Annotated in this window: 23 protein-coding genes; 16 read left to right on the top strand and 7 right to left on the bottom strand. The window is 38.2% G+C overall.

Annotated features, from left to right (window positions below):
- Positions 1-176 precede the first annotated feature (176 nt).
- Entirely contained in the window at positions 177-599 is a 423-nt protein-coding gene (locus tag GSF09_RS05620) for a DUF4293 domain-containing protein (protein ID WP_159799960.1), read from the top strand.
- Positions 600-659: 60 nt separating this feature from the next.
- Here the strand turns inward: GSF09_RS05620 and GSF09_RS05625 are convergent, their stop codons facing one another.
- Positions 660-1,157, bottom strand: coding sequence for a metallophosphoesterase (locus GSF09_RS05625; RefSeq protein ID WP_159799961.1), 498 nt, complete (start codon positions 1,155-1,157; stop codon positions 660-662).
- Between the two features lie 122 nt (positions 1,158-1,279).
- On the opposite strand from GSF09_RS05625, the gene truA reads away from it, so the two are divergent.
- Complete coding sequence (gene truA / locus GSF09_RS05630; RefSeq protein ID WP_159799962.1) at positions 1,280-2,011, top strand: tRNA pseudouridine(38-40) synthase TruA; 732 nt, start codon at positions 1,280-1,282, stop codon at positions 2,009-2,011.
- A gap of 16 nt (positions 2,012-2,027) precedes the next feature.
- A complete protein-coding gene (locus GSF09_RS05635; RefSeq protein ID WP_159799963.1) occupies positions 2,028-3,791 on the top strand; it encodes an ABC transporter ATP-binding protein in 1,764 nt (587 codons plus the stop codon).
- 62 nt (positions 3,792-3,853) lie between these two features.
- Here the strand turns inward: GSF09_RS05635 and GSF09_RS05640 are convergent, their stop codons facing one another.
- Entirely contained in the window at positions 3,854-5,482 is a 1,629-nt protein-coding gene (locus GSF09_RS05640; RefSeq protein WP_159799964.1) for a T9SS-dependent choice-of-anchor J family protein, read from the bottom strand.
- Between the two features lie 167 nt (positions 5,483-5,649).
- Between GSF09_RS05640 and GSF09_RS05645 the strand changes: the two genes are divergently transcribed.
- Entirely contained in the window at positions 5,650-6,192 is a 543-nt protein-coding gene (locus tag GSF09_RS05645; RefSeq protein ID WP_159799965.1) for a J domain-containing protein, read from the top strand.
- A 166-nt stretch (positions 6,193-6,358) separates the two neighbouring features.
- On the opposite strand, the gene GSF09_RS05650 is transcribed toward GSF09_RS05645, so the two are convergent.
- From GSF09_RS05650 to GSF09_RS05660, 3 genes are all read right to left on the bottom strand, one after another.
- Positions 6,359-7,663 (bottom strand): glycosyltransferase family 4 protein, encoded by a 1,305-nt coding sequence (locus GSF09_RS05650; RefSeq protein ID WP_159799966.1) that lies wholly within the window; start codon positions 7,661-7,663, stop codon positions 6,359-6,361.
- Positions 7,664-7,665: 2 nt separating this feature from the next.
- Positions 7,666-10,146 carry a YfhO family protein gene (locus tag GSF09_RS05655; protein ID WP_159799967.1) on the bottom strand — a complete coding sequence of 827 codons (2,481 nt, stop codon included), beginning with the start codon at positions 10,144-10,146 and terminating at the stop codon, positions 7,666-7,668.
- A 124-nt stretch (positions 10,147-10,270) separates the two neighbouring features.
- The gene (locus GSF09_RS05660; protein ID WP_159799968.1) at positions 10,271-10,531 is read right to left on the bottom strand and encodes a DUF4834 family protein; all 261 of its coding nucleotides are present in this window, start codon (positions 10,529-10,531) and stop codon (positions 10,271-10,273) included.
- A gap of 114 nt (positions 10,532-10,645) precedes the next feature.
- Between GSF09_RS05660 and GSF09_RS05665 the strand changes: the two genes are divergently transcribed.
- Both GSF09_RS05665 and GSF09_RS05670 read left to right on the top strand, forming a co-directional pair.
- Positions 10,646-11,641 carry a transporter gene (locus GSF09_RS05665; protein WP_159799969.1) on the top strand — a complete coding sequence of 332 codons (996 nt, stop codon included), beginning with the start codon at positions 10,646-10,648 and terminating at the stop codon, positions 11,639-11,641.
- A 3-nt stretch (positions 11,642-11,644) separates the two neighbouring features.
- Positions 11,645-12,763: a GTP cyclohydrolase gene (locus tag GSF09_RS05670; protein ID WP_159799970.1), complete on the top strand. Its 1,119-nt coding sequence runs from the start codon at positions 11,645-11,647 to the stop codon at positions 12,761-12,763.
- A 43-nt stretch (positions 12,764-12,806) separates the two neighbouring features.
- On the opposite strand, the gene GSF09_RS05675 is transcribed toward GSF09_RS05670, so the two are convergent.
- A complete protein-coding gene (locus tag GSF09_RS05675) occupies positions 12,807-14,072 on the bottom strand; it encodes a pyridoxal phosphate-dependent aminotransferase family protein (protein WP_159799971.1) in 1,266 nt (421 codons plus the stop codon).
- Between the two features lie 254 nt (positions 14,073-14,326).
- Between GSF09_RS05675 and GSF09_RS05680 the strand changes: the two genes are divergently transcribed.
- From GSF09_RS05680 to GSF09_RS05705, 6 genes are all read left to right on the top strand, one after another.
- A complete protein-coding gene (locus GSF09_RS05680) occupies positions 14,327-14,662 on the top strand; it encodes a TM2 domain-containing protein (protein ID WP_159799972.1) in 336 nt (111 codons plus the stop codon).
- 6 nt (positions 14,663-14,668) lie between these two features.
- Positions 14,669-15,076, top strand: coding sequence for a DUF2752 domain-containing protein (locus GSF09_RS05685; RefSeq protein WP_159799973.1), 408 nt, complete (start codon positions 14,669-14,671; stop codon positions 15,074-15,076).
- Positions 15,052-15,510 carry a DUF4870 domain-containing protein gene (locus GSF09_RS05690; RefSeq protein WP_159799974.1) on the top strand — a complete coding sequence of 153 codons (459 nt, stop codon included), beginning with the start codon at positions 15,052-15,054 and terminating at the stop codon, positions 15,508-15,510. Before GSF09_RS05685 ends, GSF09_RS05690 begins: the two co-directional genes overlap by 25 nt.
- 2 nt (positions 15,511-15,512) lie before the next feature.
- The gene (locus GSF09_RS05695; protein WP_159799975.1) at positions 15,513-16,085 is read left to right on the top strand and encodes a non-canonical purine NTP diphosphatase; all 573 of its coding nucleotides are present in this window, start codon (positions 15,513-15,515) and stop codon (positions 16,083-16,085) included.
- A gap of 100 nt (positions 16,086-16,185) precedes the next feature.
- Positions 16,186-17,952: a DEAD/DEAH box helicase gene (locus tag GSF09_RS05700; RefSeq protein WP_159799976.1), complete on the top strand. Its 1,767-nt coding sequence runs from the start codon at positions 16,186-16,188 to the stop codon at positions 17,950-17,952.
- An 81-nt stretch (positions 17,953-18,033) separates the two neighbouring features.
- Positions 18,034-18,801: a carboxypeptidase-like regulatory domain-containing protein gene (locus GSF09_RS05705; protein ID WP_159799977.1), complete on the top strand. Its 768-nt coding sequence runs from the start codon at positions 18,034-18,036 to the stop codon at positions 18,799-18,801.
- Here GSF09_RS05705 and GSF09_RS05710 read toward each other — a convergent pair.
- Entirely contained in the window at positions 18,798-19,469 is a 672-nt protein-coding gene (locus tag GSF09_RS05710) for an RNA methyltransferase (protein WP_159799978.1), read from the bottom strand. The two genes, GSF09_RS05705 and GSF09_RS05710, sit on opposite strands and share 4 nt — an antisense overlap.
- Positions 19,470-19,524: 55 nt before the next feature.
- On the opposite strand from GSF09_RS05710, the gene GSF09_RS05715 reads away from it, so the two are divergent.
- From GSF09_RS05715 to GSF09_RS05730, 4 genes are read left to right on the top strand one after another with little or no spacing between them, the layout of a single operon-like run.
- Positions 19,525-20,058 (top strand): RNA polymerase sigma factor, encoded by a 534-nt coding sequence (locus tag GSF09_RS05715; RefSeq protein ID WP_159799979.1) that lies wholly within the window; start codon positions 19,525-19,527, stop codon positions 20,056-20,058.
- Positions 20,055-20,840, top strand: coding sequence for an anti-sigma factor domain-containing protein (locus GSF09_RS05720; RefSeq protein ID WP_159799980.1), 786 nt, complete (start codon positions 20,055-20,057; stop codon positions 20,838-20,840). The genes GSF09_RS05715 and GSF09_RS05720 overlap by 4 nt, the downstream gene beginning before the upstream one ends.
- Positions 20,841-20,846: 6 nt before the next feature.
- Entirely contained in the window at positions 20,847-21,539 is a 693-nt protein-coding gene (locus GSF09_RS05725) for an NAD-dependent deacylase (RefSeq protein WP_159799981.1), read from the top strand.
- 8 nt (positions 21,540-21,547) lie between these two features.
- Positions 21,548-22,708: a hypothetical protein gene (locus GSF09_RS05730; RefSeq protein WP_159799982.1), complete on the top strand. Its 1,161-nt coding sequence runs from the start codon at positions 21,548-21,550 to the stop codon at positions 22,706-22,708.
- Positions 22,709-22,779 lie beyond the last annotated feature (71 nt).

Raw genomic sequence — 22,779 nt, forward strand, 5'->3', positions numbered from 1 at the left:
TAAATTATAGTGTGTGTTAACGGGAAGTGTAAAATCTTTTTTGTTGGGAAAACATTATATACTTCGCGGAATGAAGTAATTATGATTTTGTAGTGCAATAATACAAATTTATTTTTAGTATGCAATAGCATTTTTTTAAAAAGAAAACATAATTTTGTGGAGCAAAACAAGCGGTAATGTTACAAAGAATACAAACTATATATCTTTTTATAGCATTTATTGCAACAGGTGTACTGCCTTTTGTTTTCCCTTTGTGGAAAACGGAAAATGGGCAGGAATACTTTTTTATGTTCGACCTGTCGTTCGTAGCGCTGTTCGGGCTTAGTACAACGCTATCGCTGGTGAGTATATTTACTTACAAAAAAAGGAAAAAACAGTTTGTAATGGGCAGACTGAATATAATATTGAATTTAATTTTATTAGGATTATTTGTATATCGGTCACTAAATTTATCCGGAGAGGCAGATCCTGCAAAGGCTGTTTCTGAGAAGGGTATTGGGATGATTCTTCCGATTATTTCTATCGTTTTTTTAAGCCTTGCCAATAAGGCTATCAAAAAGGACGAAGATCTCGTAAAATCTGTTGACAGATTACGATAAACCTTTTAACTTAGTTTATTAGTGCGAGAAAAAGCCGGGTTAACAGCCCGGCTTTTTTTATTAGCCCCGTTTACCAAGCTCTATTATTTCCAGTTGTTGTATTTTATCGCCTTCAATTACAAAGCGTAACATAGTACGCACCTGATGAAAGCCTTTAATACCTGCTGCTCCCGGATTCATATGCAGCAATCCCAGTTTTTGGTCGTACTGTACTTTTAAAATATGCGAATGCCCACAGATAAAAAGCTTTGGCGGATTCTGCATAATTTCATTACGCACCGCAACATTATACTTACCCGGGTATCCACCAATATGCGTTATCCATACATCTACGCCTTCGCACATAAACCTGTTATTTAAAGGAAATTCCTGTCGCGCATTATTATCATCAATATTGCCATATACCGCCCTAAGCGGCTTTATATTCTTTATAGTATCGGTTACCGATAAATCTCCAATGTCGCCCGCATGCCACACTTCATCTGCCTGTTTTACATATTTTAAAATAGTATCATTTATATAGCTATGGGTATCGGAAAGGAGCAGTATTTTTTTCATTTATAAACTACATTTTAAACAAAGTTACAAAACGTGTTATAAGGCAGCTTATGCATTATAATTTTACTTTTTAACCAGCCTTTATTTAAGTATCTTTGCGTGTAATTTTTCAGCAGCCAGTTTTGAGATATTTTATAGAATTTGCCTACAACGGAAAAAACTACCACGGCTGGCAATCGCAGCCCAATAGCATTACGGTTCAGGAAACTATAAATAAAGCATTGTCAGTTTTACTGCGGCAGCAAATTGATGTTGTTGGTGCAGGACGGACGGATACCGGTGTGCATGCTGCACGTATGTATGCCCATTTTGATTATCCGGAGATTGATAATGATTTATTGGTACAAAAACTGAATTCCTTTTTGCCAAAAGACATCGTTGTATATCGTTTTATACCGGTTGATGATGAAGCCCATGCCAGATTTGATGCCACAAGCCGTACTTATGAATATCACATTCATACCTTTAAGGATGCTTTTATACATGAAGGGAGCTGGTATAACTTTCATCACCTGGACGTGGACAAAATGAATGAGGCAGCAAAAATATTATTGCAGTATAAAGATTTTAAATGTTTTTCCAAAACACATACCGACGTTAAAACCTTTAATTGCGATATTACGGAAGCATACTGGGAAAAAAATGGCAACAGGCTTGTTTTTACCATAACTGCCGATAGGTTTTTGCGAAATATGGTACGGGCTATAGTAGGCACTTTAGTGGAAATAGGTACCGGAAAAATTACTGTTGAAGATTTACATATTATAATAAAAAGCCGGGACAGGAGCCGTGCAGGCTTCTCGGTTCCCGCACATGGGTTATACCTTACAAAGGTTATTTATCCGTATATTTAAGCCGTTTTAAATTGTTATGAAAGCCATAAAGTCATCCTCATTAAAAAAGTTAATGCTATTTGCAAAGCCTTACCGCACCCGTTTTACATGGGTAATTGTTTTTGCAATATCATTATCAATATTTGCCGCACTGCGCCCCTATTTATTAAAACAGACTGTTGACAGCTATATAAGCAATGCCGATAAGCAGGGACTGTTATATTACATATTATTGATGGGTGGCGTGCTCCTTCTTGAAGTAATATCTCAGTACTACTTTGTGTATTGGGCCAACTGGCTGGGACAGGATATTGTAAAAGACATACGCGAAAAACTGTTTAGGCATATTACCTCTTTCCGAATGAAGTTTTTTGATAATGAAGCTGTGGGAAGGCTGGTAACACGTACTGTTTTTGATATTGAATCTATAGCACGCATATTTAGCCAGGGATTGTTCATGATAATAAGCGACTTACTGAAAATGATTGTAGTACTGGCTTTTATGTTTTATATGAACTGGAAGCTTACTTTGATAGTTATACTTGCTATGCCCATACTGCTGTATGCCACACGCATTTTCCAGAAAAAAATGAAAGGCGCGTTTGAAGAGGTACGTGCACAGGTGGCTAATCTTAATACCTTTGTTCAGGAAAGGCTTACCGGTATGAAAATAGTCCAGCTTTTTAACCGTGAGGACATAGAATATGAAAAGTTTAAACAGATAAACAAAAAACATAATGATGCCTGGCAAAAAAATATTCTGTATAACTCCATCTTTTTCCCTATTGCAGATATTATTTCTTCGTTAACATTAGGTTTTGTTATATGGTATGGCGGACTTAATATATTAAACGGTGATAATATGACCACCTTTGGCGACCTTTTTGCCTATACCATGCTGATTAGTATGCTGTTTAACCCGTTAAGGCAGATAGCTGATAAATTTAATGAAATGCAAATGGGTATAGTAGCGTCAGACAGGGTATTTGAACTCCTGGATATGGAACAATACATACAGGTGCCGGGCCAGCAGGAAGCAGGGCATTTTAATGGTGAGATCATTTTTGAAAATGTCCGTTTCAGCTATATAGAAAACGAAGAAGTTATAAAGGGCATTAACCTTAAAGTAGAAGCCGGTGAAACCATTGCTATTGTAGGTGCTACCGGTGCAGGTAAGTCAACTATAATTAACCTGCTGAACCGCTTTTATGAAATTGACAGCGGCAGCATAACTATTGATGGTATTAATATATATGATTTTACACTGGACAGCCTGCGTAAACAGATTGCCATTGTTTTGCAGGACGTTTTCCTTTTTGCCGATACTATATTAAACAACATTACCCTTAATGAACCTGATATTACCCGAGAGGATGTTATCAACGCGGCCAAAGCCATAGGCGTACATGAGTTTATTATGAGCCTTCCGGGCGGTTATGATTATAACGTTAAGGAGCGCGGCGTTATGCTTTCTTCAGGGCAGCGTCAGCTTATAGCTTTTTTAAGGGCTTATGTAAGCAATCCAAGTATATTAATACTGGATGAAGCTACCTCTTCTGTAGATACGTATTCTGAAGAACTTATACGCACCGCAACCGATACCATTACGCAGGGAAGGACATCCATAGTTATTGCCCACAGGTTGGCAACAGTTGTAAATGCTGACAAAATAATTGTAATGGATAAGGGTAAAATTGTAGAGCAGGGCACGCACTACGACCTTATCAACCGGGAAACAGGCTATTATAAAAACCTGTATTACTCACAGTTTGCTATGGAAAATACAGAAGATGGTATGTAATGATTACCATAAATAAAAAAACCAGCCGAATGGCTGGTTTTTTTATTTATACTGAAGTTATATTACTGCTTCACTATTTTAATAGTTTTTACTGCATTACCTACTTTAACTTTGGCAAAGTAATTTCCTGCAGCAAGTGTAGATAAATCTACCTGGGCATTGCTTGTATTTAATTCTTTTTGCAATACGGTTTGTCCTAAAAGGTTATATATTTCCACACCCTCAATATCAGAAGTGTAAGAAAGGTTCAAAATATTTTTAACCGGGTTAGGATAGTAAGCAAAATTCTCTAAATTGTTATTTGCAACACTAAGCGAGCTTTGAGTCAGGCTGAAATTATCGATAAAAAATTCAACATCAGTGCCAGAAGCTTCAACTGTTTCTGCATAAAAAGCAAATTTAACGTTACCTGTCTGTGAAAATGCAATTTCAGGAACTGCACCTGCAGTAACAGGGTTTGTGGCATCCCAACGGGTAATTTCAGTCCAGTTTGTACCATTATCAGCAGTATATAGTAATGCTACAAAATCATCCGGCCCAAAGCTGGCAGGCGTGGTAACATTATACCCTGTAAGTGCGGCATCAAAATTTATATAGTATGTTCCTGCTGTTAAATTAAACAAAGGTGATAAAAGCCAGTCACTTGTTGCCGGAGATCCAAAAAGTGGAAAACCTTCATAAATATTTACAACCGCACTTTCAGAACCTGAAGTTTCATCATTTCCAAATGCATCTGCACTCCAATAATTTCCTGCATAAACAGGGCCTTCTGCCAAAGTACCGGAAGCAGTAGTCCAGCCCTCTCCTGGAAATTCTACAAAATCATTGGTGTAATCAGGTGCTACAACAGGCTCTGCCTCTGTAGTAAAGCTCCACTCAACACAACCTACTGCCTGGCCTAAAGTATTTCTCGGTACAATTTTCCAGTAAAAAGTTGTACTGTAGCCTGATAAATCAATATCAGCAGATGTAGTTTCAAAATTACCTATCAGGTTTGTAGCCTCACCCGGTTCTAAGCCATAATATAAATCATAAGTAATAGGTTCAGATCCTGTTGTTGGCGCATCCCATGCAAAAACTACATCGCCTACAGGAATATTGGTAGCCATATCTGTAGGTGTAGGGTTAGATGCACAAGTTGGTAAAACCAAAGAACTTGTGTCAATCATTTCCACATCGTCAATAAACCAGTCATCTCCATCGTTGTTTGACATTACAAAGGCAATATAAACCGATTGCCCGGCATAAGCACTAAGGTCAACAATTTTTTGTGAATACGTGTTTGAGAAATCAGATTCTGACTGTAAATCAACAACAGTAAAACTTGCGTGGTCAGTTTGCGAAGTTGTGGATATCCTTACAGTATATTCAGATCCATATTCACTTCCATAAGACTGGGATTGATAAAAAGAAAGTGAACTTGCACTGGCACTAATAGTTACCAATGGGGTTACAAGCCAGTCTTCTGCTACAGTACCATCCGAAGCAGCTTCATATTCAATATAGGCTGCTCCCGTGCCATTGTAGGCTTCTTCTGTTACGCCCCAGCTATTTTCAGGGCCCTCACCATTTGTCCCGGCATATACAGCCCATCCCGCAGGTGGAAAAACAGCACCTTCAAAATCTTCAGGCAGCTGAGCCTGGGCAGTAATACCAAATAAAATCGCTAATAAAAATGTAATTTTTTTCATACTCATTTTGGTTTATAATAAAGGCCACAATTTAATAAGTTTATATTTGCAGAACAATTATTTAATATAACTTTATTATTTAAAACAGTAAATTCTTACAATTGCTATTTTGTAGCCATATATAATTACTTTTATAAATTGTATTATTCATATAGAATGAAAGTGAAATGAAAAACCATTATAAAATATTAGGTGTAACACCCGGATGCTCTCAGGCTGAAATAAAAAAGGCCTACAGGACACTGGCTGTACAGTATCATCCTGATAAAAATAGTGGCAACCATAAAAGCGAGGAATTATTTAAGGAAATAGCCGAAGCTTACGGAATTTTAGGTGAGCCTGCAAAAAGGAATGCTTATGATTATGCCCTTGGTTATATTAAAGATTACAAGCATTATTTAACGGCTAAAGAAACCCCTGCATCTTACCTGACGTTATTTAAAAAAATAAAAAATAAAATATTTAATTCAGGCGGTCATATTAACAAAGAAGCCTTATTTATGGTTATGGACGATATACTTTGCGAAAAGAATATCGAATTTTTATTATTTGCCGATGCTCCAGCCACTAAAGGACTTATTATTGATGAAATATTGATTTCAGGTATTTTTCTTAAGGAAATACATAAAAATGCTATTTATGACAAATTAGTTAAGCTGGCGAATGGGAATCCATTTTTTTTACGTAAAATTGCAGTTTTAAAAGAATAGCCAAAAAACGTTATAATTTTTCTATATAGAAAATTTTAACATTATAAATAAATCCTTTGGCACATTAGTTGCGTATATAATAAACAGAATCTCATGATTGGGATTTTGTTAATAATTGGTTGGTTGGTTTGTTAAGTCCCGTCAGTACTCCTAAGTCTGGCGGGATTTACTTTTTAATTAAGGCGGCCAACTGCGCAGTAAGGTTTTTGCGTGAATATTGCTGCAAACCTATGGCGTGAGATTTCAGTTCGCCTTTACGGTAAGCATTAAAAAATTCAAGTAAAGTATTTTTTACTTTCTCAAGCTCATAATAAGTAGTAAAAACGCCTGTATTGGTGCTCTTGATAATGTGGGCGATATCTGCATCTTCCGGGCCGATAGCTAATATGGGCCTTTCTGAAACCATATACTCAAAAAGCTTGCCCGGTATTATGCATTTAGTATCAACAGAGTCTATTTCCACCAAAAGCAATACCTGAGATTTTCTTTGCTGTACCACAGCCTCTGCGTGGGGCACATATCCCATATTATTTAAATAAGGCATCAATTTAAATTCTTCCAGTGCATCCAGCACTTCCTGGCTTACAGCCCCTATCAGCTTTAATTCAAAATTATTTTTAAACTGTTGATTTTCCTTTACAAGCTCAGATAAAGCTTTCCATAAAATGCGCGGGTTGCGCTCCGAAAGAAAAGACCCTATATGCGCCAGTGTAAACTTTTCATCAGGTTTTTGCCTGCCAGTCTTTTCTACATCATAACCATTGGTAATAACCTCTACAGGCCTGGTGGTAATTGCTTCAAACTCTTTTTTTGTTGTAGGGCTGGTTACAATAACGGTATCAGCATAATTAAGCACTTCTTTCTCCAGTTCCTTATGTTTTTTAGCTGCTTTAGCTCCCAGCTTTAATTCTTTGTGGTAGCCAATGGTTGTCCACGGGTCACGAAAATCAGCAAACCAGTTAACCTGCAGCTGCTTTTTAAGTTCAAGCCCAATAAGATGAAGGCTGTGTGGCGGCCCTGTTGTTATAACGGTATCTATATTATGTTGCTGTATATAATGCGAAAGATATTTAACCGAGGGCTTTACCCAAAGCACGCGGGCATCGGGGATAAAAATGTTACCCCTTATCCACAGCATGGCACGCTGCACAAACGATTGCTTTTTTTTATGCGGGATTATACCGGAACTTATTTTTTTTGTATCACCCTTAGAAAAAACGGAAGCCCAGGCATAAGGTTCGGTTATCCTGTGCTTAATAATTTGTAAACTAAGGCTAACCTCATCCATAAGGCCTTCGTCAACCAACGGATAAGTTGGATTTTCCGGCACATATACTATAGGCTCAATACCAAATTCAGGAAGATACTTAACAAATTTCAGCCAGCGCTGCACTCCCGGCCCTCCGGCAGGCGGCCAGTAATATGTAACAATAAGTACTTTCTTTGTAACTTCTGCTGAACTTTGCGGCATAATTATGCTATAGCTTTATGCTTTTTATTGTGGATGTAAATTCCGCCAATTATCAATAACAGTATTACTATACAACTGGCAAGTGCTATAGTACTGCCTGTTTTTACAATTTGCGGCTCAAATTTAAATTCTATAGTATGCTTTCCGGCAGGAACCTGCATGGCACGCAGCACAAAATCAGCCCTGAAATGGGGAGTTAACTTACCATCAATATAAGCATTCCAGCCGTTGCCATAATACATTTCAGAAAAAACTGCCAGCCCATCATCTGCGTTGTCAGAAACATATTTCGCATAATTAGGTTCATATGACGTCAGTTTAATAGTAGCAGTACTGTCTTTTGCAAAAGTGGTTTTGCTTACAGCGTCAGGAAAATCATTACTGTTTACTATTGCTGTTTGTTTAGTATCTATTTTGTTTAAAGACAGTATTTCATCATCGGCACTCTGCACTTTTTTCACGTTGCTTACAAACCATGCCGGCCCATTTGCCGATGGATTGGTTACAGGTACATCCTGCCCGTCATTAGCCTGCAGTAGTACATATTTTACATTAAGCACATCAAGCACGGGGAAGCTTTTGGTAAGCAACATACTTTCCCTGTCAAGGTTGGTAAAAAGCTCGGTAAGTTTTGGTTCTACAACATGCGTAAATAACTGATCCATCCTTCTTGGGCGTACCGCGCTATACCCCCCCACCGATTTATGGAAATAAGATGTTTTGCCCTGCAACCTGCCAAAGGCTTCATATACCCTGTAATGGGTAGTGTCCTGCAATATATAATCATCAGCCTGCGATGGAGAAAAAGGCACATCAACTTCGCGTGCATTTACAAAGTCGGTACTGTTTACATAGTTTTTATCAATAAAAAATAAATCGCCTACCATTAAAATACCCACAAGCACTACAGCCGGTACAGCTTTCAGCTTTCCTTTTGCGTAAGCCCACAATAAACCTGCAGCAAGCAGTATTAATATACCAGAACGCAAAAGATCTGACGTGTACATGCTTTGTCTTTGTTCTTTAAGGGCTTCAACAAAAGCAGGGCCTATATCACCATATCCCTGTAAAATATTATTATCCTGGCCTCCTGTAAAACTAAACTGGGTTTTTATAAGAAACAGTGCAACAACAAGCCCCATTACCACACCGGCAGCATTATACAATTGCTTAAGCCTGTTATCACTATCTGTACTAAAAAAAGATTGCAGGCCCATAAAAGCCAGTACCGGCATACATAGTTCCAAAATTACCTGTATAGAGGAAACAGCCCTGAATTTATCATACATGGGCACATAATCTATAAAGAAAGTTGTAAGTGCCGGGAAGTTTTTACCCCATGATAATAAAAGGGATAAAACAGCCCCCGCTAAAAAAGCATACTTTATTTTACGCTTATCATTAAACAATGCCAGTACAGCTAAAAAGAAGATTATTGCCCCAATATAGGCAGGAGCCTCTACTATAGGCTGGTCGCCCCAATAGGTAGGTACTGAAGAAACAAACTGCTCGGCTTCATGCGGTGTTGCACCCTGCGAAAGTATAAACTCATACAAAGCAGAATCCTTCCCTACATTTTCCCTCGCCCCGCCACCAAAAAGCCTTGGGGCTATCAGGTTAAGGCTTTCAGCAATACCATAGCTATACTCTGTAATATAATCATATTCCATGGAGGCTTCCGTAGTATTTGGTGAGCCATCCGGATTAAAAGTCAGTTCACTTTTGCCTCGGTTGCTTATTTCTGCATATTCAGCAGTGGCCATAAGCCCGGTAGCGTTTGCGCCCACTGCCAGTATGGCAGCAACAGCAAAAATACCTATTGAAATACCAAGGTGTTTGTACTCTTTATTTTTTATTATACAAACAATAAAATAAATACCTAAAACAAGCAGCAGCAATAACAGGTAATAAGTCATCTGGAAATGGTTGGCATTTATTTCCAGTGCAGCAGCCAGGAGGGTTAACAGCCCGCCGGCAATATAATTTTTTCGGAATACCATTATTACTCCCGCCACTACCATTGGCATATAAGCTATGGCGTGCGCCTTTGCATTATGCCCTACTCCAAGTATTATTATAAGATAGGTTGAAAAGCCAAACGCTAGCGCACCAAAAAACGCTTTGAGATTATCAACCCTGAGGACCCTAAGTAAAATGAAAAAGCCTAAAAAGTACAGGAATAAATAATCGGCTGGACGTGGTAAAAAACGCAGTACCGAATCTAATGATTTTATATAATTGTGCGGGTAATTGGCGCCAAGCTGATAGGTGGGCATACCGCCAAAAGCACTATTTGTCCAGTAAGGCTCCTCCCCTGTTTCACTACGGAAATCATTTTGCTCCTTTGCCATTCCCGTGTATTGGGCAATGTCTGACTGGTATATTTTTTTGCCCTGAAGTACAGGGTAAAAATAAATAAGTGAAACAAGTACAAAGCCAATTATTGCAAGAAACTGCGGATAAATTTTATTCAGGTTTTTCATAAATACTTTAGGCGTTTAGCTTTTGTATAAACGCCGTGAAGATACTTAATTTCTATAAGACTGCAATTGCCGTTTTTACAATTCCACCTTAAAATAAAAATCCTGCTTATATGGCAGGATTCTACTATTCTATTTCCTCAAAGTCTATATATTCACCAACTTTTTTCTTTTCCTGCGGCTTTTGTGCCGGTTGGCTGTAATTGTTTTGGGTGTTATATTGCTGTTGGTTATACTGCTGCTGCTGATGAAAGCTTTGCTCTGCTTTTTTTACCACCTGCTGTACAATAACAGGTGCCAGCAGCCTGAATAAAAACTTAACTGCATAATATATAAGGAATAATATTGCTATTGTTTTCAGTACACCTGTAAATGACGCCGTTTCCATATCGTAATTTTTTCCAAAATTAAAAAATATAGCCCTTAAAATTTAAAATAGCGGGCATAAATAATAATAAAATATAGTATTTTTGGACTAATAACGTCAATAAGCAAGCCAAACATGACTTTCCTGAAAAAAATTTTTCCTTTAGTATTCCTGGGCACTGCCGCAGCTTCGGCACAATATACTGACCAGATTAATTCCAACAGGCCGGGAGAATCAATGTCGGCATTTGCTGTGGGTAAAACCGTGGCGCAGATTGAAGCAGGCACTTATGGCATAATGGAAGAACATGATGTACTGAACTATGAAGCAAAAGGTATGGGCTTTGACCTTACACTGCGTTATGGCCTTATATTGGAAGAACTTGAGCTTATTGCTGATATGCAATATCAGTTTGACCAGTACAGCAACGCTCTGGAAACCTTTAACCGTAATGATTTCAGGCAATTTACCATAGGTGCAAAATACCTGATTTTTGACCCCGATAAAAATTATAAGCCGGAGATTAATATTTATAGCTGGAAAGCCAACCGAAAGTTTAAATGGAGGTCAATAATACCCGCTGTTTCGGCATATGTGGGTGGTAACTTTTTAATGAATGACAACCCCTATACTTTTAAAACCGACAGGATAAGCCCAAAATTTATGCTTATTACGCAAAATCATTTTGGCAAATGGGTATGGGTTAATAATATTATTGCCGATAAATTCCTAACAGACTATCCAAGCATCGGCCTCATCTCTACCCTTACAAGGGGTTTTAATGAAAGGTGGTCAGGCTTTTTGGAATTCCAGGGCTATAAGAGTGATTTTTATGCCGATGGTATCGGCCGCATAGGTGCAGCCCATCTTTTAAACAGCAATTTACAGATTGATGCCTCTGTAAGCACCAATTTTAAAACCACGCCTTCTATCCTGTACGGCGGTATAGGCATATCCTGGCGGTTTGATGCCAATTATAAGGATATTGTCCTGTTTGGCGAAGGTGACAGGGAAGAAGAACTGAAACAACAACAGGAGAAGGAAAAAGATAAAAAAGCCAAACGAAGGAAAGAATTAAGAGAAAGGCGCAAAAAACGCCTTGATGATATGGAAACCCCTTCAGAAGATTAAACAATGATTACAATAAAAGAAGCCATAACCAAAAGTGAATTAAAAGAATTTATAAAATTTCCTTTTGAGTTATACAAAGCTAATCCCTATTGGGTTCCGCCATTAATAAGCGAAGAGTTTGAAACCTTTGATAAAACTAAAAATCCCGCTTTTGAAAATGCGGAGGTTAAGTTTTATACCGCATGGCGGCATAATAAAATGGTAGGCAAAACAGCAGCCATAATCAACTGGCAGGAAGTTAAAAGCCAGGGGTTGAAAAAAGTGCGTTTTGGCTGGTTTGATGTAATTGATGATATTGAGGTTACAAAGGCACTTTTGGAAAAGGCAGCCGATTTTGGAAGGGAAAACAATCTGGAATATATGGAAGGCCCAATGGGCTTTTCCAACCTTGACAAGGTAGGAGTGCTTACCGAAGGGTTTGACAGGATAGGTACAGCCGTTACATGGTATAACTTTCCTTATTATAAAGAACATTTTGAAAAGCTGGGCTTAACTGTAGAAAAGGAATACAGGGAAAGCATATTTACCATGAATGATGTTGACCCAAAACCTTTTCAGCGCGCCAGTGAAATGATAAAGAAAAGGTATAACCTGCGTGCTGTTAATTTCAATTCAACCAGGGAAGTCATGCCTTACGTTGATAAAATGTTTGACCTTTTCAATAAGTCGTATGAAAGGCTTTCGTCGTTTGTGGCAGTTTCCGATTCGCAAAAGGAATATTTTAAAAATAAATATATAGGGCTTATCAACCCTGAATATATAAAGTTTGTTGAAGATGAAAATGGCAATGTTGTAGCTTTTACCATAGTAATGCCTTCGTTTGCAGAAGCCTTAATAAAGGCAAAAGGTAAATTATTCCCCTTTGGTTTTATCCATTTGCTCAGGGCTAAAAAAAACAGTAAAGATGTAACCTTTTACCTTATAGGTGTGGACCCCGAATACCAAAACAAGGGTGTAACCGCAATTATTTTTGATGAATATTATAAGGTTTTTACTAAAAATAAAGTAAGGAACTGCATAAGGACACCGGAACTTGAAGAAAACTATGCTATGAACAACCTTTGGAAAAACTTTAACCCTGTTATACACAAACGCAGGAAAACCTATAAAAAAGATTTATAAAAAAAGCCCGCTTTAAGCGGGCTTTTTACTTACAACATATATTTTACTCGGCAGAAACATCAACTGTAGTCTGCTCTGCAATTTTCTTGTAGGTACCATTTTGCAGTTTTTCGCGTATTGCCTCATAAGCTGCAAGGGTTTCATTTATATCTTCCATAGTATGGCTGGCTGTAGGTATCATCCTAAGCAATATTATCCCTTTAGGTATTACAGGATATACAACTATAGAAAGGAATATATTATAGTTTTCCCTTAAATCGTTAACCATTACCATAGCTTCAGGGATACTGCCCTCAAGGTAAACCGGAGTAACACAGGTATTGGTGTCACCTATATTAAAACCTCTTTGCTTAAGCCCGCTTTGCAGTGCATTTACATTTTCCCAAAGTTTATTTTTAAGCTCAGGCATAGTCCTTAACATTTCAAGGCGTTTTAAGGCCCCTTTAACCAGTATCATTGGCAATGCCTTTGCAAACATCTGCGAACGCAGGTTATATTTAAGGAAATCAATAATATCTTTATCCGCAGCAACAAACGCACCTATGCTGGCCATTGATTTTGCAAATGTTGAAAAGTACACATCAATACCATCCTGGCATCCCTGCTCCTCTCCTGCCCCGGCACCGGTTTTACCCAAAGTTCCAAAGCCGTGTGCATCGTCAACCAAAAGCCTGAAGTTATATTTCTCCTTTAAGGCTACAATTTCCTTTAATTTACCCTGCTGCCCGCGCATACCAAAAACACCCTCGGTAATTACAAGGATACCGCCTCCGGTTGTTTCTGCCATGTTCACTGCACGCTCAAGGTTTTTTTCAAGGCTTTCCACATGATTATGCTTATAGGTAAAGCGTTTTCCCATATGCAGGCGTACACCATCTATAATACAGGCATGCGAATCAACATCATAAACAATTATATCGTTTTTAGAAACAAGCGCATCAATTATAGATACCATGCCCTGGTAGCCAAAATTTAAAAGGTAGGCTGCTTCCTTCTGCACAAATGAAGCAAGCTCCTGCTCCAGTTTTTCGTGCCATGAAGTATGCCCGCTCATCATCCTGGCCCCCATTGGGTATGCAGCACCATATTCCTGTGCTGCCTCGGCATCGGCCTTCCTTATTTCAGGATGGTTAGCCAGCCCAAGATAATCATTTATACTCCAGTTAATAACCTCTTTTCCATGAAACATCATCCTGTTTGACAAAGGCCCTTCCAGCTTGGGGAAAACATAATATCCTTCTGCCTGCGATGCCCACTTCCCTAAAGGTCCCTTATTTTTCTGGATCCTTTCAAATAGATCTTTTACCATATTCAATGTTTGTTTTAAAAACGCCCCAAAAGTAACTATTAAAATACTTTTCTCATAATAATTTTTTACAATACGCATAACATTACCTTAGCATTAAACAGTAATTGCCTGTAATTTTTATCCATATTGCCTGTTTATGCAGAACAATAAGCAGTATTCAGGTTAAAAATATGCTTATTCCACATATTAAATCTTATGAAACATTAAATTATTTTTATAGATTTACCGATTATTAACCAAAAACATTTACAAAAATGGACGCACAAAAAGTTGACATGTACCTAATGGCAAACGCCAAATATTTTCAGGGGCATCATGTAAATTATATCAGGGAGCGCTTATTGCTTCTTGATGATTCTAAATGGGGAATGATACAGTCTGTTGATTTAAAAGACCCTACCACTGTTTTAGTTGTTTCATTGCTTGCAGGCGGTTTAGGGATTGACCGTTTTATGATTGGCGATACCGGGCTTGGTGTAGGTAAATTATTAACCTGCGGTGGACTTGGTATTTGGGCCATTGTGGACTGGTTCCTGATTATGGATGCAACCCGCCAGAAAAACATGGAAAAACTACAACAGTATTTATAATATAGCATGACAAGGAACAGGCTATACCTGCTTTTGGGAATTGCAGTAACAGCCGGATACGGCTGGCTGGTTTATGGTATTTACACTTACAAACAACCCGCTGCGTTTACACCCTGCGTTTTTAAAAACGCTACCGGTATAGCCTGCCCTTCATGTGGCAGTACACGCTCTGTACTTTCAATAGTACAGGGCGATATTGCAAAAGCAATGCTTATTAATCCGCTCGGGCTGGTTATTACAGCAATTATGATTGCCGTACCCCTTTGGCTTTTTTTTGATATAACATCAGGAAAAAGCACCTTATATACTAATTACAGAGCTGCTGAAATCTGGCTGTTAAAAAAATGGGTAGCAGCACCTTTAATAGCAATAGTGTTGATAAACTGGATATGGAATATATACAAAAACCTGTAGAGAGGGATATTTACCCTTATGAGTATGAAAGCGCGTCAAACAGCTACTTAATGTGTGTGGTTTCGGTAATAGCAGGTTTGCCTTTACCTATAATCAACGTTATTGCATCTGTCGGCTATTACATGGCCCAAAGGAAATCATCATATTTTGTCAGGTGGCACTGCATACAGGCAATACTTGCACAGGCTATTATGGTTCCTTTCAACTCTGTAGCTTTTGGGTGGACATTGGGAATAATAATCAGCGACAGGCAGCCTACACTATTTTATGGCATCTACCTGTTTATTATTATCCTTTTAAATATTGTTGAGTTTGTTACTGTAATAATAACCGCAATACGGGTACGAAATGGCCACAATATGCGATGGGCTGTAATTGCAGACCTAACGGACTCCCTTTGCAGCAAAGAAGAAAGAGACCCTTACAGGATATAACTATGAAACTTGTTTTTGCCTCGAATAATAAAAATAAGATAATTGAAATAAAGCACCAGCTTCCTCCGGAAATTGAGTTACTGAGCCTGGAAGATATCGGCTGTTTTGAAGAGATACCTGAAACCGCAGAAACCATAGAAGGCAATGCCATATTAAAAGCTGACTATGTAACCAAAAATTATGGCTATAACTGCTTTGCAGATGATACCGGCCTTGAGGTAGAAGCCCTTAATGGCGCTCCCGGTGTATATTCGGCAAGGTATGCCGGTGAAGCTAAAGATGCAAATGCTAACATAAACAAGCTGCTGCATGAGCTTGAAGGAAAAGATAACCGCAATGCAAGGTTTAAAACCGTAATTACCCTAAACCTTGATGGCAGTCAGCACCTTTTTACCGGGATAGTAGAGGGAAAAATAACCAATTATAGGGCAGGAGATAAAGGTTTTGGCTACGACCCTGTATTTTGCCCTGGTGGGAAAACCCTTACTTTTGCACAAATTCCGCTTGAAGAAAAAGCATTGTTAAGCCACCGTGGCAGGGCTGTTGCGCAGCTTATACAGTTCCTTAAAAAGTAACCCACTGATTTCCAATTTATAACTTTAAAATAAATCTGCAAACCGCTATTAGCTAATCTCGTTAATAATCAGTACCTTTGCACCTATTTTAAAATTATATATGAACAAATTTGAACAATTAGGATTAAGCGAACCGCTTGTGAAGGCGATAAACGACCTGGGGTTTGAAACCCCTTCGGAAGTACAGGAAAAAGCGATTCCCCTATTACTTGAAAAAGATACCGATATAGTTGCACTGGCACAAACAGGAACAGGCAAAACGGCAGCTTTCGGTTTTCCGCTGATACAAAAAATAGATCCTGAAAACAGGAATACACAGGCACTTATATTATCTCCTACACGTGAACTTTGCCTGCAGATTACAAACGAAATAAAATTATACTCAAAATACGTTAAAGGGCTTAATACAGTAGCTGTTTATGGTGGTGCAAGCATTACAGAACAGGCTAAGGATATAAAGCGCGGCGCACAGATTATTGTTGCTACACCGGGAAGGATGCAGGACATGATAAACCGCAGGCTTGTAGATATTTCGCGTATAGATTTTTGCGTACTTGATGAGGCGGATGAAATGCTTAACATGGGCTTTTATGATGATATTGTTTCAATATTATCTACAACCCCAAATGAAAAAAGCACATGGCTTTTCTCGGCTACCATGCCACAGGAAGTGGCAAGGATAGCCCGCGAATTTATGAGGAAGCCGCTTGAAATAACGGTTGGCCATAAAAATTCAGGTTCATCAACAGTATCGCATGAGTTTTACCTTGTAAATGCACGCGACCGTTATGAAGCCTTAAAACGCCTTGCTGATGCCAATCCTGATATTTTCTCGGTGGTATTTTGCCGTACAAAAAGGGATACACAGGCTGTTGCAGAAAAACTTATTGAAAATGGCTATAACGCCGCTGCACTTCATGGCGACCTTTCACAGGCGCAGCGTGATGCAGTAATGAAGTCTTTCCGCAGCAGGCAGATACAGATGCTTGTAGCAACCGATGTGGCTGCAAGGGGTATAGATGTTGATAATGTAACACACGTTATAAACTACCAGCTGCCTGACGAAATTGAAACCTACAACCACCGCAGCGGGCGTACAGGCCGTGCAGGTAAACTGGGTACATCAATAGTTATTATAACCAAGAGCGAGCTTCGAAAAATACATGCTATTGAAAAGGTTATAAAGCAGAAGTTTGAAGAAAAAAATATTCCTTCCGGTATAGAAATTTGTGAGATACAGCTTTTCCACCTTGCCAACAAGATAAAGGATGTGGAAATAGACCACGAAATAGACTCTTACCTTCCTGCCATTTATGAAGTAATGAAAGACCTTAGCAAAGAGGAACTTATCAAAAAAATGGTTTCGGTAGAGTTTAACAGGTTTATCAACTACTACAAAAAGAACAAGGATATTTCAGCCGAAAAAGGCGGCGATAAGCGCGAATTTAGCAGTGGCAGCGCAGTGCGTTACTTTATAAACATCGGTTCGCGTGATAACTTTGACTGGATGAGCCTTAAGGATTTTCTTAGGGATACGCTTGGCCTTGGCCGCGATGATATTTTTAAAGTGGATGTTAAAGAGGGATTCTCCTTTTTTAATACCGATGGCGAACATGCACAAATGGTATTAGATACACTTAACAGCCTGCACCTTGAAGGGCGCAGGATAAATGTTGAAATTTCTAAAAATGACGGAAGTGCCAATAACCGCCGCAGGGACCACAATGGCAGAAGCAGTGGTAAAGGCGAGCGCAGGGGCGACTCATTTGGAGGCGGAAGAAGAAAGGATAATTCTTTTGACCGTTCGCCAAGAAGAAGCGACTCAAAAAGTGGCGGCTCAAGGGAAAGAAGGCCCAGAAGGAGCTAATTTGTAAATATTTTATTTATAGTGCATACTAACTACAAAATATCACGTTTGTTTATTACTTTTACATCACATAAGTTTTCAATGAGGTATTTTGTAGTTTTTTTATTGCTTTTTATTACGGCATTTTCCTTCGCGCAGAGTTCAGAACCTGAAAGTGTTAAGGGAACAATTATAGATGATGGCACATTACTGCCCATTGCCGGGGTTAATATAATAAACATCAATAAAGTTAAGGGAACCGTTACCGATAACAGGGGAAACTTTACCCTTGAAGCATCTCCTAATGATACCCTTCATATTTCTTTTATAGGTTACCAATCCTTAAAAGTAAGGGTAACAAATGACTGGGTTAAATTTAAAACCCAAACAAAAATACCTTTAACACAACGTGCTTATACACTTGAGGAAATAGTCATCAATAAGTATGAGCTTACAGGTTTTTTACCAATAGACTCCAAACTTAATCCTGTAAAAGAAAATTACCGCTATAGTATATCCGGTTTGCCACAGGGTTATGAAGGCGGCGAAAACTCGCCTAACGCCTTTAAGCGCCTTGTCAGCTCAGTACTAAATCCTGCTGACTTACTGCACAATATTTTCGGCAGAAAATCTAATGAAATGCGCAGGCTGAGGGAAATGAAAAAAGATGATACTGTACGCAACGCACTGGCTTCCAAATTTGACAGGGAAACCCTTGCCGCATTGCTGGGTGTTTCCAAAGACGAAATTGTACAGCTGCTGGAACGCTGTAACTATTCGGAAGACTTTATAAATACAGCAAATGACCTCCAGATTATGGATGCCATAAGCGGGTGTTATGAAGAATATAAAGTACTTAACCGGGATTAAACCTTTTCCCCTTCAAGGTACTTACGGGTTATAAAATCAATATCCTTAATTGATTTCCTGGCCCAGTCAATACGCTTTTCCAAAATTTCTTCCGCTGTCAGTTGCCATTCAATATCTGATTTACGCAGCCTGTTGGTTAAATTTTGTATCACTATGGCAGCAGATGAGGATATATTAAGGCTTTCGGTAAAACCTGCCATGGGTATATGCAAAAAGCCATCTGCCTGTTGTAAAACCTCCTGCGACAAGCCCATTTTTTCAGTACCGAAAAATAAAGCCGAACGCTGCTTAATATCAAAATCGTCTATAGGCGCAGAGTTATGGTGGGGTGATGTGGCAATAATCTTATATCCCTGTTTTTTTAATGTTTCAATACAGGCAGTAGTAGTGTCATACCGGTAAGCATCAACCCATTTTTGGGCACCAAGTGCTATTTCCTTATCTATTTTTTTACCATACTTCTCCTCTATAACGTGCAGCTCCTGTATGCCAAAAACCTCGCATGTCCGCATAACGGCACTGGTATTGTGCAACTGGAAAATATCCTCTATTGCTACGGTAAAATGTTTTGTCCTGCTTGAAAGTACCTGTAAAAAAGCCTGTTTCCTGTTTTCTGTTATAAAACCTTCAAGGTATTCAAGGTATGCTGAGTTGTTAGTATTTTTCATTTTAGGTATTGCCGTTAAAAATGTTTTATTAAATTAGGGAAACTAAAACCTAACCATGACACAGGAAGAGTTACTGCCGCAAATCTACAAAAAAGACGAGAAAGCCTTTACCCTGCTTTATGATATGTATGCCAAAAACCTGTATGGCATAATTTATAACCTGATAAGGGACAAGGAAGAAGCAGAAGACGTTTTGCAGGAAGTATTTGTAAAAATATGGAAAAATGTGGACAGCTATAATGAAAGCAAAGGCAGGTTCTTTACATGGATTTTAAATATAGCACGCAATGCTTCTATAGACAGGCTGCGTTCCAAAAGCCACAATAACAGCCGTAAAAACCTGTCATCTGATAACTTCGTACATATTCTGGATAGCAATAGTACCGTTATAAACAGGATTGATGCCATAGGAATAAAAGAGTTCATAAAAAAACTTAAGCCCAAATGCATACAGCTTATAGACCTTTTGTTTTTTAAAGGCTACACGCAGCAGGAAGCATCTGAAGAATTGGAAATACCACTGGGAACAGTAAAAACACAAAACAGGAACTGCATTAAAGAACTTAGGACAATATTACAGGTAAAATGAATAGTGAGGAATTAATAGAATCAGGAACGCTGGAGCTTTATGTTTTCGGGCTCCTGCCGGAAAATGAAAATAGTAAGATACAGGAAATGGCACAGGCTAACCCGGCAGTACAGGAGGAGATTTTAGCTATAGAAAAGGCTGTAATCAACCTTTCCTACAGTGCATCGCCGCACCTTTCTGCTGCCAATTATAACCGTATAAAGAAAAAGCTTATAGAAAAACACAACGGGGTTGTACAAATGGAAAAACGCAGTGGCACATCCGGTTACATTGGCTGGGCGGCAGCAGTTATACTTATGTTTGGCATAGGTTTCCAGTATTATAAATATAACCAGGCGGCACAGCAGGCAGAAACCGTAAAAGCTGAAAGGAATAAATTTGAGCAGATGCTTGCCACACTGCAAAAGCAGAATTCTGAAACTGAAAAGGCACTTGCCATTGTGCGGGGGCAGGATAATATAACTGTTGCACTTGAAGGGCAGCAGGCTTCGCCTGAATCTTATGCCAAGGTATACATTAATAATGCCAAAAATGAAATATATGTAGATATAGCCGGACTGCCAAAAGCTCCTGAGGGCAAGGTTTACCAGGTATGGGCACTTAAGCTTAACCCAATTACCCCTACCAGTATAGGCGTACTGGATGATGACAGTACTGAAAGTAACGGGATATATAAAGTAGATAATTTTGAAGGGGCGGAAGCTTTTGGTATCACGCTTGAACCTGCGGGCGGCAGTGCCAGCCCTACTTTAGAACAATTGTATACCCTTGGAAAAGTATAAACCATTATGAAGAAGAAACTGGTTGTGCTTAGCGGTGCGGGTGTAAGCGCTGAAAGTGGCGTGGCTACCTTTCGGGATGCCGGCGGGCTGTGGGAAGGGCATAATGTTATGGAAGTAGCCTCGCCTGAGGGCTTCCGGAAAAATCCTGAGCTTGTACTGGACTTTTATAATAAAAGGCGCAGGCAGCTTTTTGAAGTCTCCCCCAATAAAGCCCATACCACAATTGCGGGGATGGAAGATACTTTTGATGTAACGGTAATAACGCAAAACGTTGACGACCTGCACGAACGTGCCGGCAGTACCAAAGTTTTGCATTTGCATGGCGAATTGGTTAAAGCACGCTGTACACAATGCGAAACAGCAGTAATAGACTGGAAAGGAGATATTACAATCGGCACACTTCATCCTAAAACAGGAAAGCAGTTGCGCCCTCATATTGTTTGGTTTGGCGAGGCTGTGCCTGCTATAACACAAGCAATGGAAATTGTAAAACAGGCAGATTGCCTCATCGTGATAGGGACTTCATTGCAGGTTTACCCGGCTGCAGGCCTTGTGGATTATGTAAAGCCGGATACTCCCATTTACTATATTGACCCTAATCCTGCACAAATACCTAAGCTGTGTAACCCGCTTGAAGTAATTGCCATGAAAGGCAGTGTGGGAATGGAGGTAGTTAAGAAAAAAATGTTATTAAAGTGAGGTTGTAAATGAATGAAGTAAAGGAAAAAATTGATCAAATAAGATTAGTTTGGAATAATTACATACTAGAATATAAATCTTGTAGAAAGCATATTAACTTCACAGAAGATATCCAAACAAATTATATAGGAATTATCTTTGGGTATTTCGATGACACTTTGGAAATTATTTGCGATAGAAAGCCAAACATTAAATCATTTTATCAAAAATTTTCTCATCATATTAGCCTATTGCAGACAATTTATATTCATCAAGATTTCATTGAGGAAATGCTATACATTTTTAAATGTAACGTTACTAAAGGAGATTTGAAAAAAGACGAAAACTATTTTATAAATCGTGAGATAAGAAATGAATTAATTGGGCACCCTATACGTAAAAGTAAAATAGGTAATAGACTGATTTCAGCCTCCCTTTTTGGATACCAACAAAAACAATCACAAATTAGTTATTTAAGGTATCATATTGATAATGAACATAATTTTGACCTCCGAACTATAGATATAGCTTTGTTAATTGATAGGCATATTAATTTTTTGAATTTATATTTAGATAAAATTTTACAGAAGTTATCAAAAGTCATAAAAGACTATATTAAGGTTTTAGATGGTTTAAATAAAAGCATCAAAAAACAATCATTTGATACAATTATAAAAATATTAAGTATAACATTTGAGTCATTTTTGGAACACAAAAATCTATATAATGCCAGTGATATTTTAAAAATTTACAAATTAAAAGATGTGCATCCCCGCTATAGTAATTATATTAATGAATTTTTCTTTGAGTTAGAGAGTTCTATTTATGAAGCAAAATTAAACGCATCAAATTTTATAGCTTGGAAATACATCCCTCAAAATAAGTCAAATCACAGGGCACAAAATTTAAAAGTTAGTTTTTGTGACTATATTAAATTTGTTGACAATAATGATGATGACAATGAAAAAGTAAAACCAAAAGATAATATAAACCATAACAATTATGCACTAGGTAAATTATATAGTAAGCGCGATTATGCTAGTTTCGAACTATTTAGTAGTATTATCAAATCAAGCACTTCAAATAATAATTTAATTATAGAGGAGTTTGACCATATGAGAATAAATTATTTTAATGATATTGAATATTATTGCTCACTCTCATTGATTGAAAAAGAACTAGATGTTTAAAAACGAATGTTAGGATAATGTGATTTAGATATTCTTTTCAAAATATTATCTTTGCAGATATACCTATTTTA

Source organism: Flavobacterium sp. MK4S-17, assembly GCF_009848495.1.
Classification (GTDB): Bacteria; Bacteroidota; Bacteroidia; order Flavobacteriales; family Flavobacteriaceae; genus Flavobacterium.

Excerpts from the sequence above, each read along its gene's own strand:
- GSF09_RS05620 (WP_159799960.1), top strand. The coding sequence starts at position 177 with ATGTTACAAAGAATACAAACTATATATCTTTTTATAGCATTTATTGCA.
- GSF09_RS05625 (WP_159799961.1), bottom strand. The coding sequence starts at position 1,157 with ATGAAAAAAATACTGCTCCTTTCCGATACCCATAGCTATATAAATGAT.
- GSF09_RS05635 (WP_159799963.1), top strand. The coding sequence starts at position 2,028 with ATGAAAGCCATAAAGTCATCCTCATTAAAAAAGTTAATGCTATTTGCA.
- GSF09_RS05640 (WP_159799964.1), bottom strand. The coding sequence starts at position 5,482 with ATGAAAAAAATTACATTTTTATTAGCGATTTTATTTGGTATTACTGCC.
- GSF09_RS05645 (WP_159799965.1), top strand. The coding sequence starts at position 5,650 with ATGAAAAACCATTATAAAATATTAGGTGTAACACCCGGATGCTCTCAG.
- GSF09_RS05650 (WP_159799966.1), bottom strand. The coding sequence starts at position 7,663 with ATGCCGCAAAGTTCAGCAGAAGTTACAAAGAAAGTACTTATTGTTACA.
- GSF09_RS05655 (WP_159799967.1), bottom strand. The coding sequence starts at position 10,146 with ATGAAAAACCTGAATAAAATTTATCCGCAGTTTCTTGCAATAATTGGC.
- GSF09_RS05660 (WP_159799968.1), bottom strand. The coding sequence starts at position 10,531 with ATGGAAACGGCGTCATTTACAGGTGTACTGAAAACAATAGCAATATTA.
- GSF09_RS05665 (WP_159799969.1), top strand. The coding sequence starts at position 10,646 with ATGACTTTCCTGAAAAAAATTTTTCCTTTAGTATTCCTGGGCACTGCC.
- GSF09_RS05670 (WP_159799970.1), top strand. The coding sequence starts at position 11,645 with ATGATTACAATAAAAGAAGCCATAACCAAAAGTGAATTAAAAGAATTT.
- GSF09_RS05675 (WP_159799971.1), bottom strand. The coding sequence starts at position 14,072 with ATGGTAAAAGATCTATTTGAAAGGATCCAGAAAAATAAGGGACCTTTA.
- GSF09_RS05680 (WP_159799972.1), top strand. The coding sequence starts at position 14,327 with ATGGACGCACAAAAAGTTGACATGTACCTAATGGCAAACGCCAAATAT.
- GSF09_RS05685 (WP_159799973.1), top strand. The coding sequence starts at position 14,669 with ATGACAAGGAACAGGCTATACCTGCTTTTGGGAATTGCAGTAACAGCC.
- GSF09_RS05690 (WP_159799974.1), top strand. The coding sequence starts at position 15,052 with ATGGAATATATACAAAAACCTGTAGAGAGGGATATTTACCCTTATGAG.
- GSF09_RS05695 (WP_159799975.1), top strand. The coding sequence starts at position 15,513 with ATGAAACTTGTTTTTGCCTCGAATAATAAAAATAAGATAATTGAAATA.
- GSF09_RS05700 (WP_159799976.1), top strand. The coding sequence starts at position 16,186 with ATGAACAAATTTGAACAATTAGGATTAAGCGAACCGCTTGTGAAGGCG.
- GSF09_RS05705 (WP_159799977.1), top strand. The coding sequence starts at position 18,034 with ATGAGGTATTTTGTAGTTTTTTTATTGCTTTTTATTACGGCATTTTCC.
- GSF09_RS05710 (WP_159799978.1), bottom strand. The coding sequence starts at position 19,469 with ATGAAAAATACTAACAACTCAGCATACCTTGAATACCTTGAAGGTTTT.
- GSF09_RS05715 (WP_159799979.1), top strand. The coding sequence starts at position 19,525 with ATGACACAGGAAGAGTTACTGCCGCAAATCTACAAAAAAGACGAGAAA.
- GSF09_RS05720 (WP_159799980.1), top strand. The coding sequence starts at position 20,055 with ATGAATAGTGAGGAATTAATAGAATCAGGAACGCTGGAGCTTTATGTT.
- GSF09_RS05725 (WP_159799981.1), top strand. The coding sequence starts at position 20,847 with ATGAAGAAGAAACTGGTTGTGCTTAGCGGTGCGGGTGTAAGCGCTGAA.
- GSF09_RS05730 (WP_159799982.1), top strand. The coding sequence starts at position 21,548 with ATGAATGAAGTAAAGGAAAAAATTGATCAAATAAGATTAGTTTGGAAT.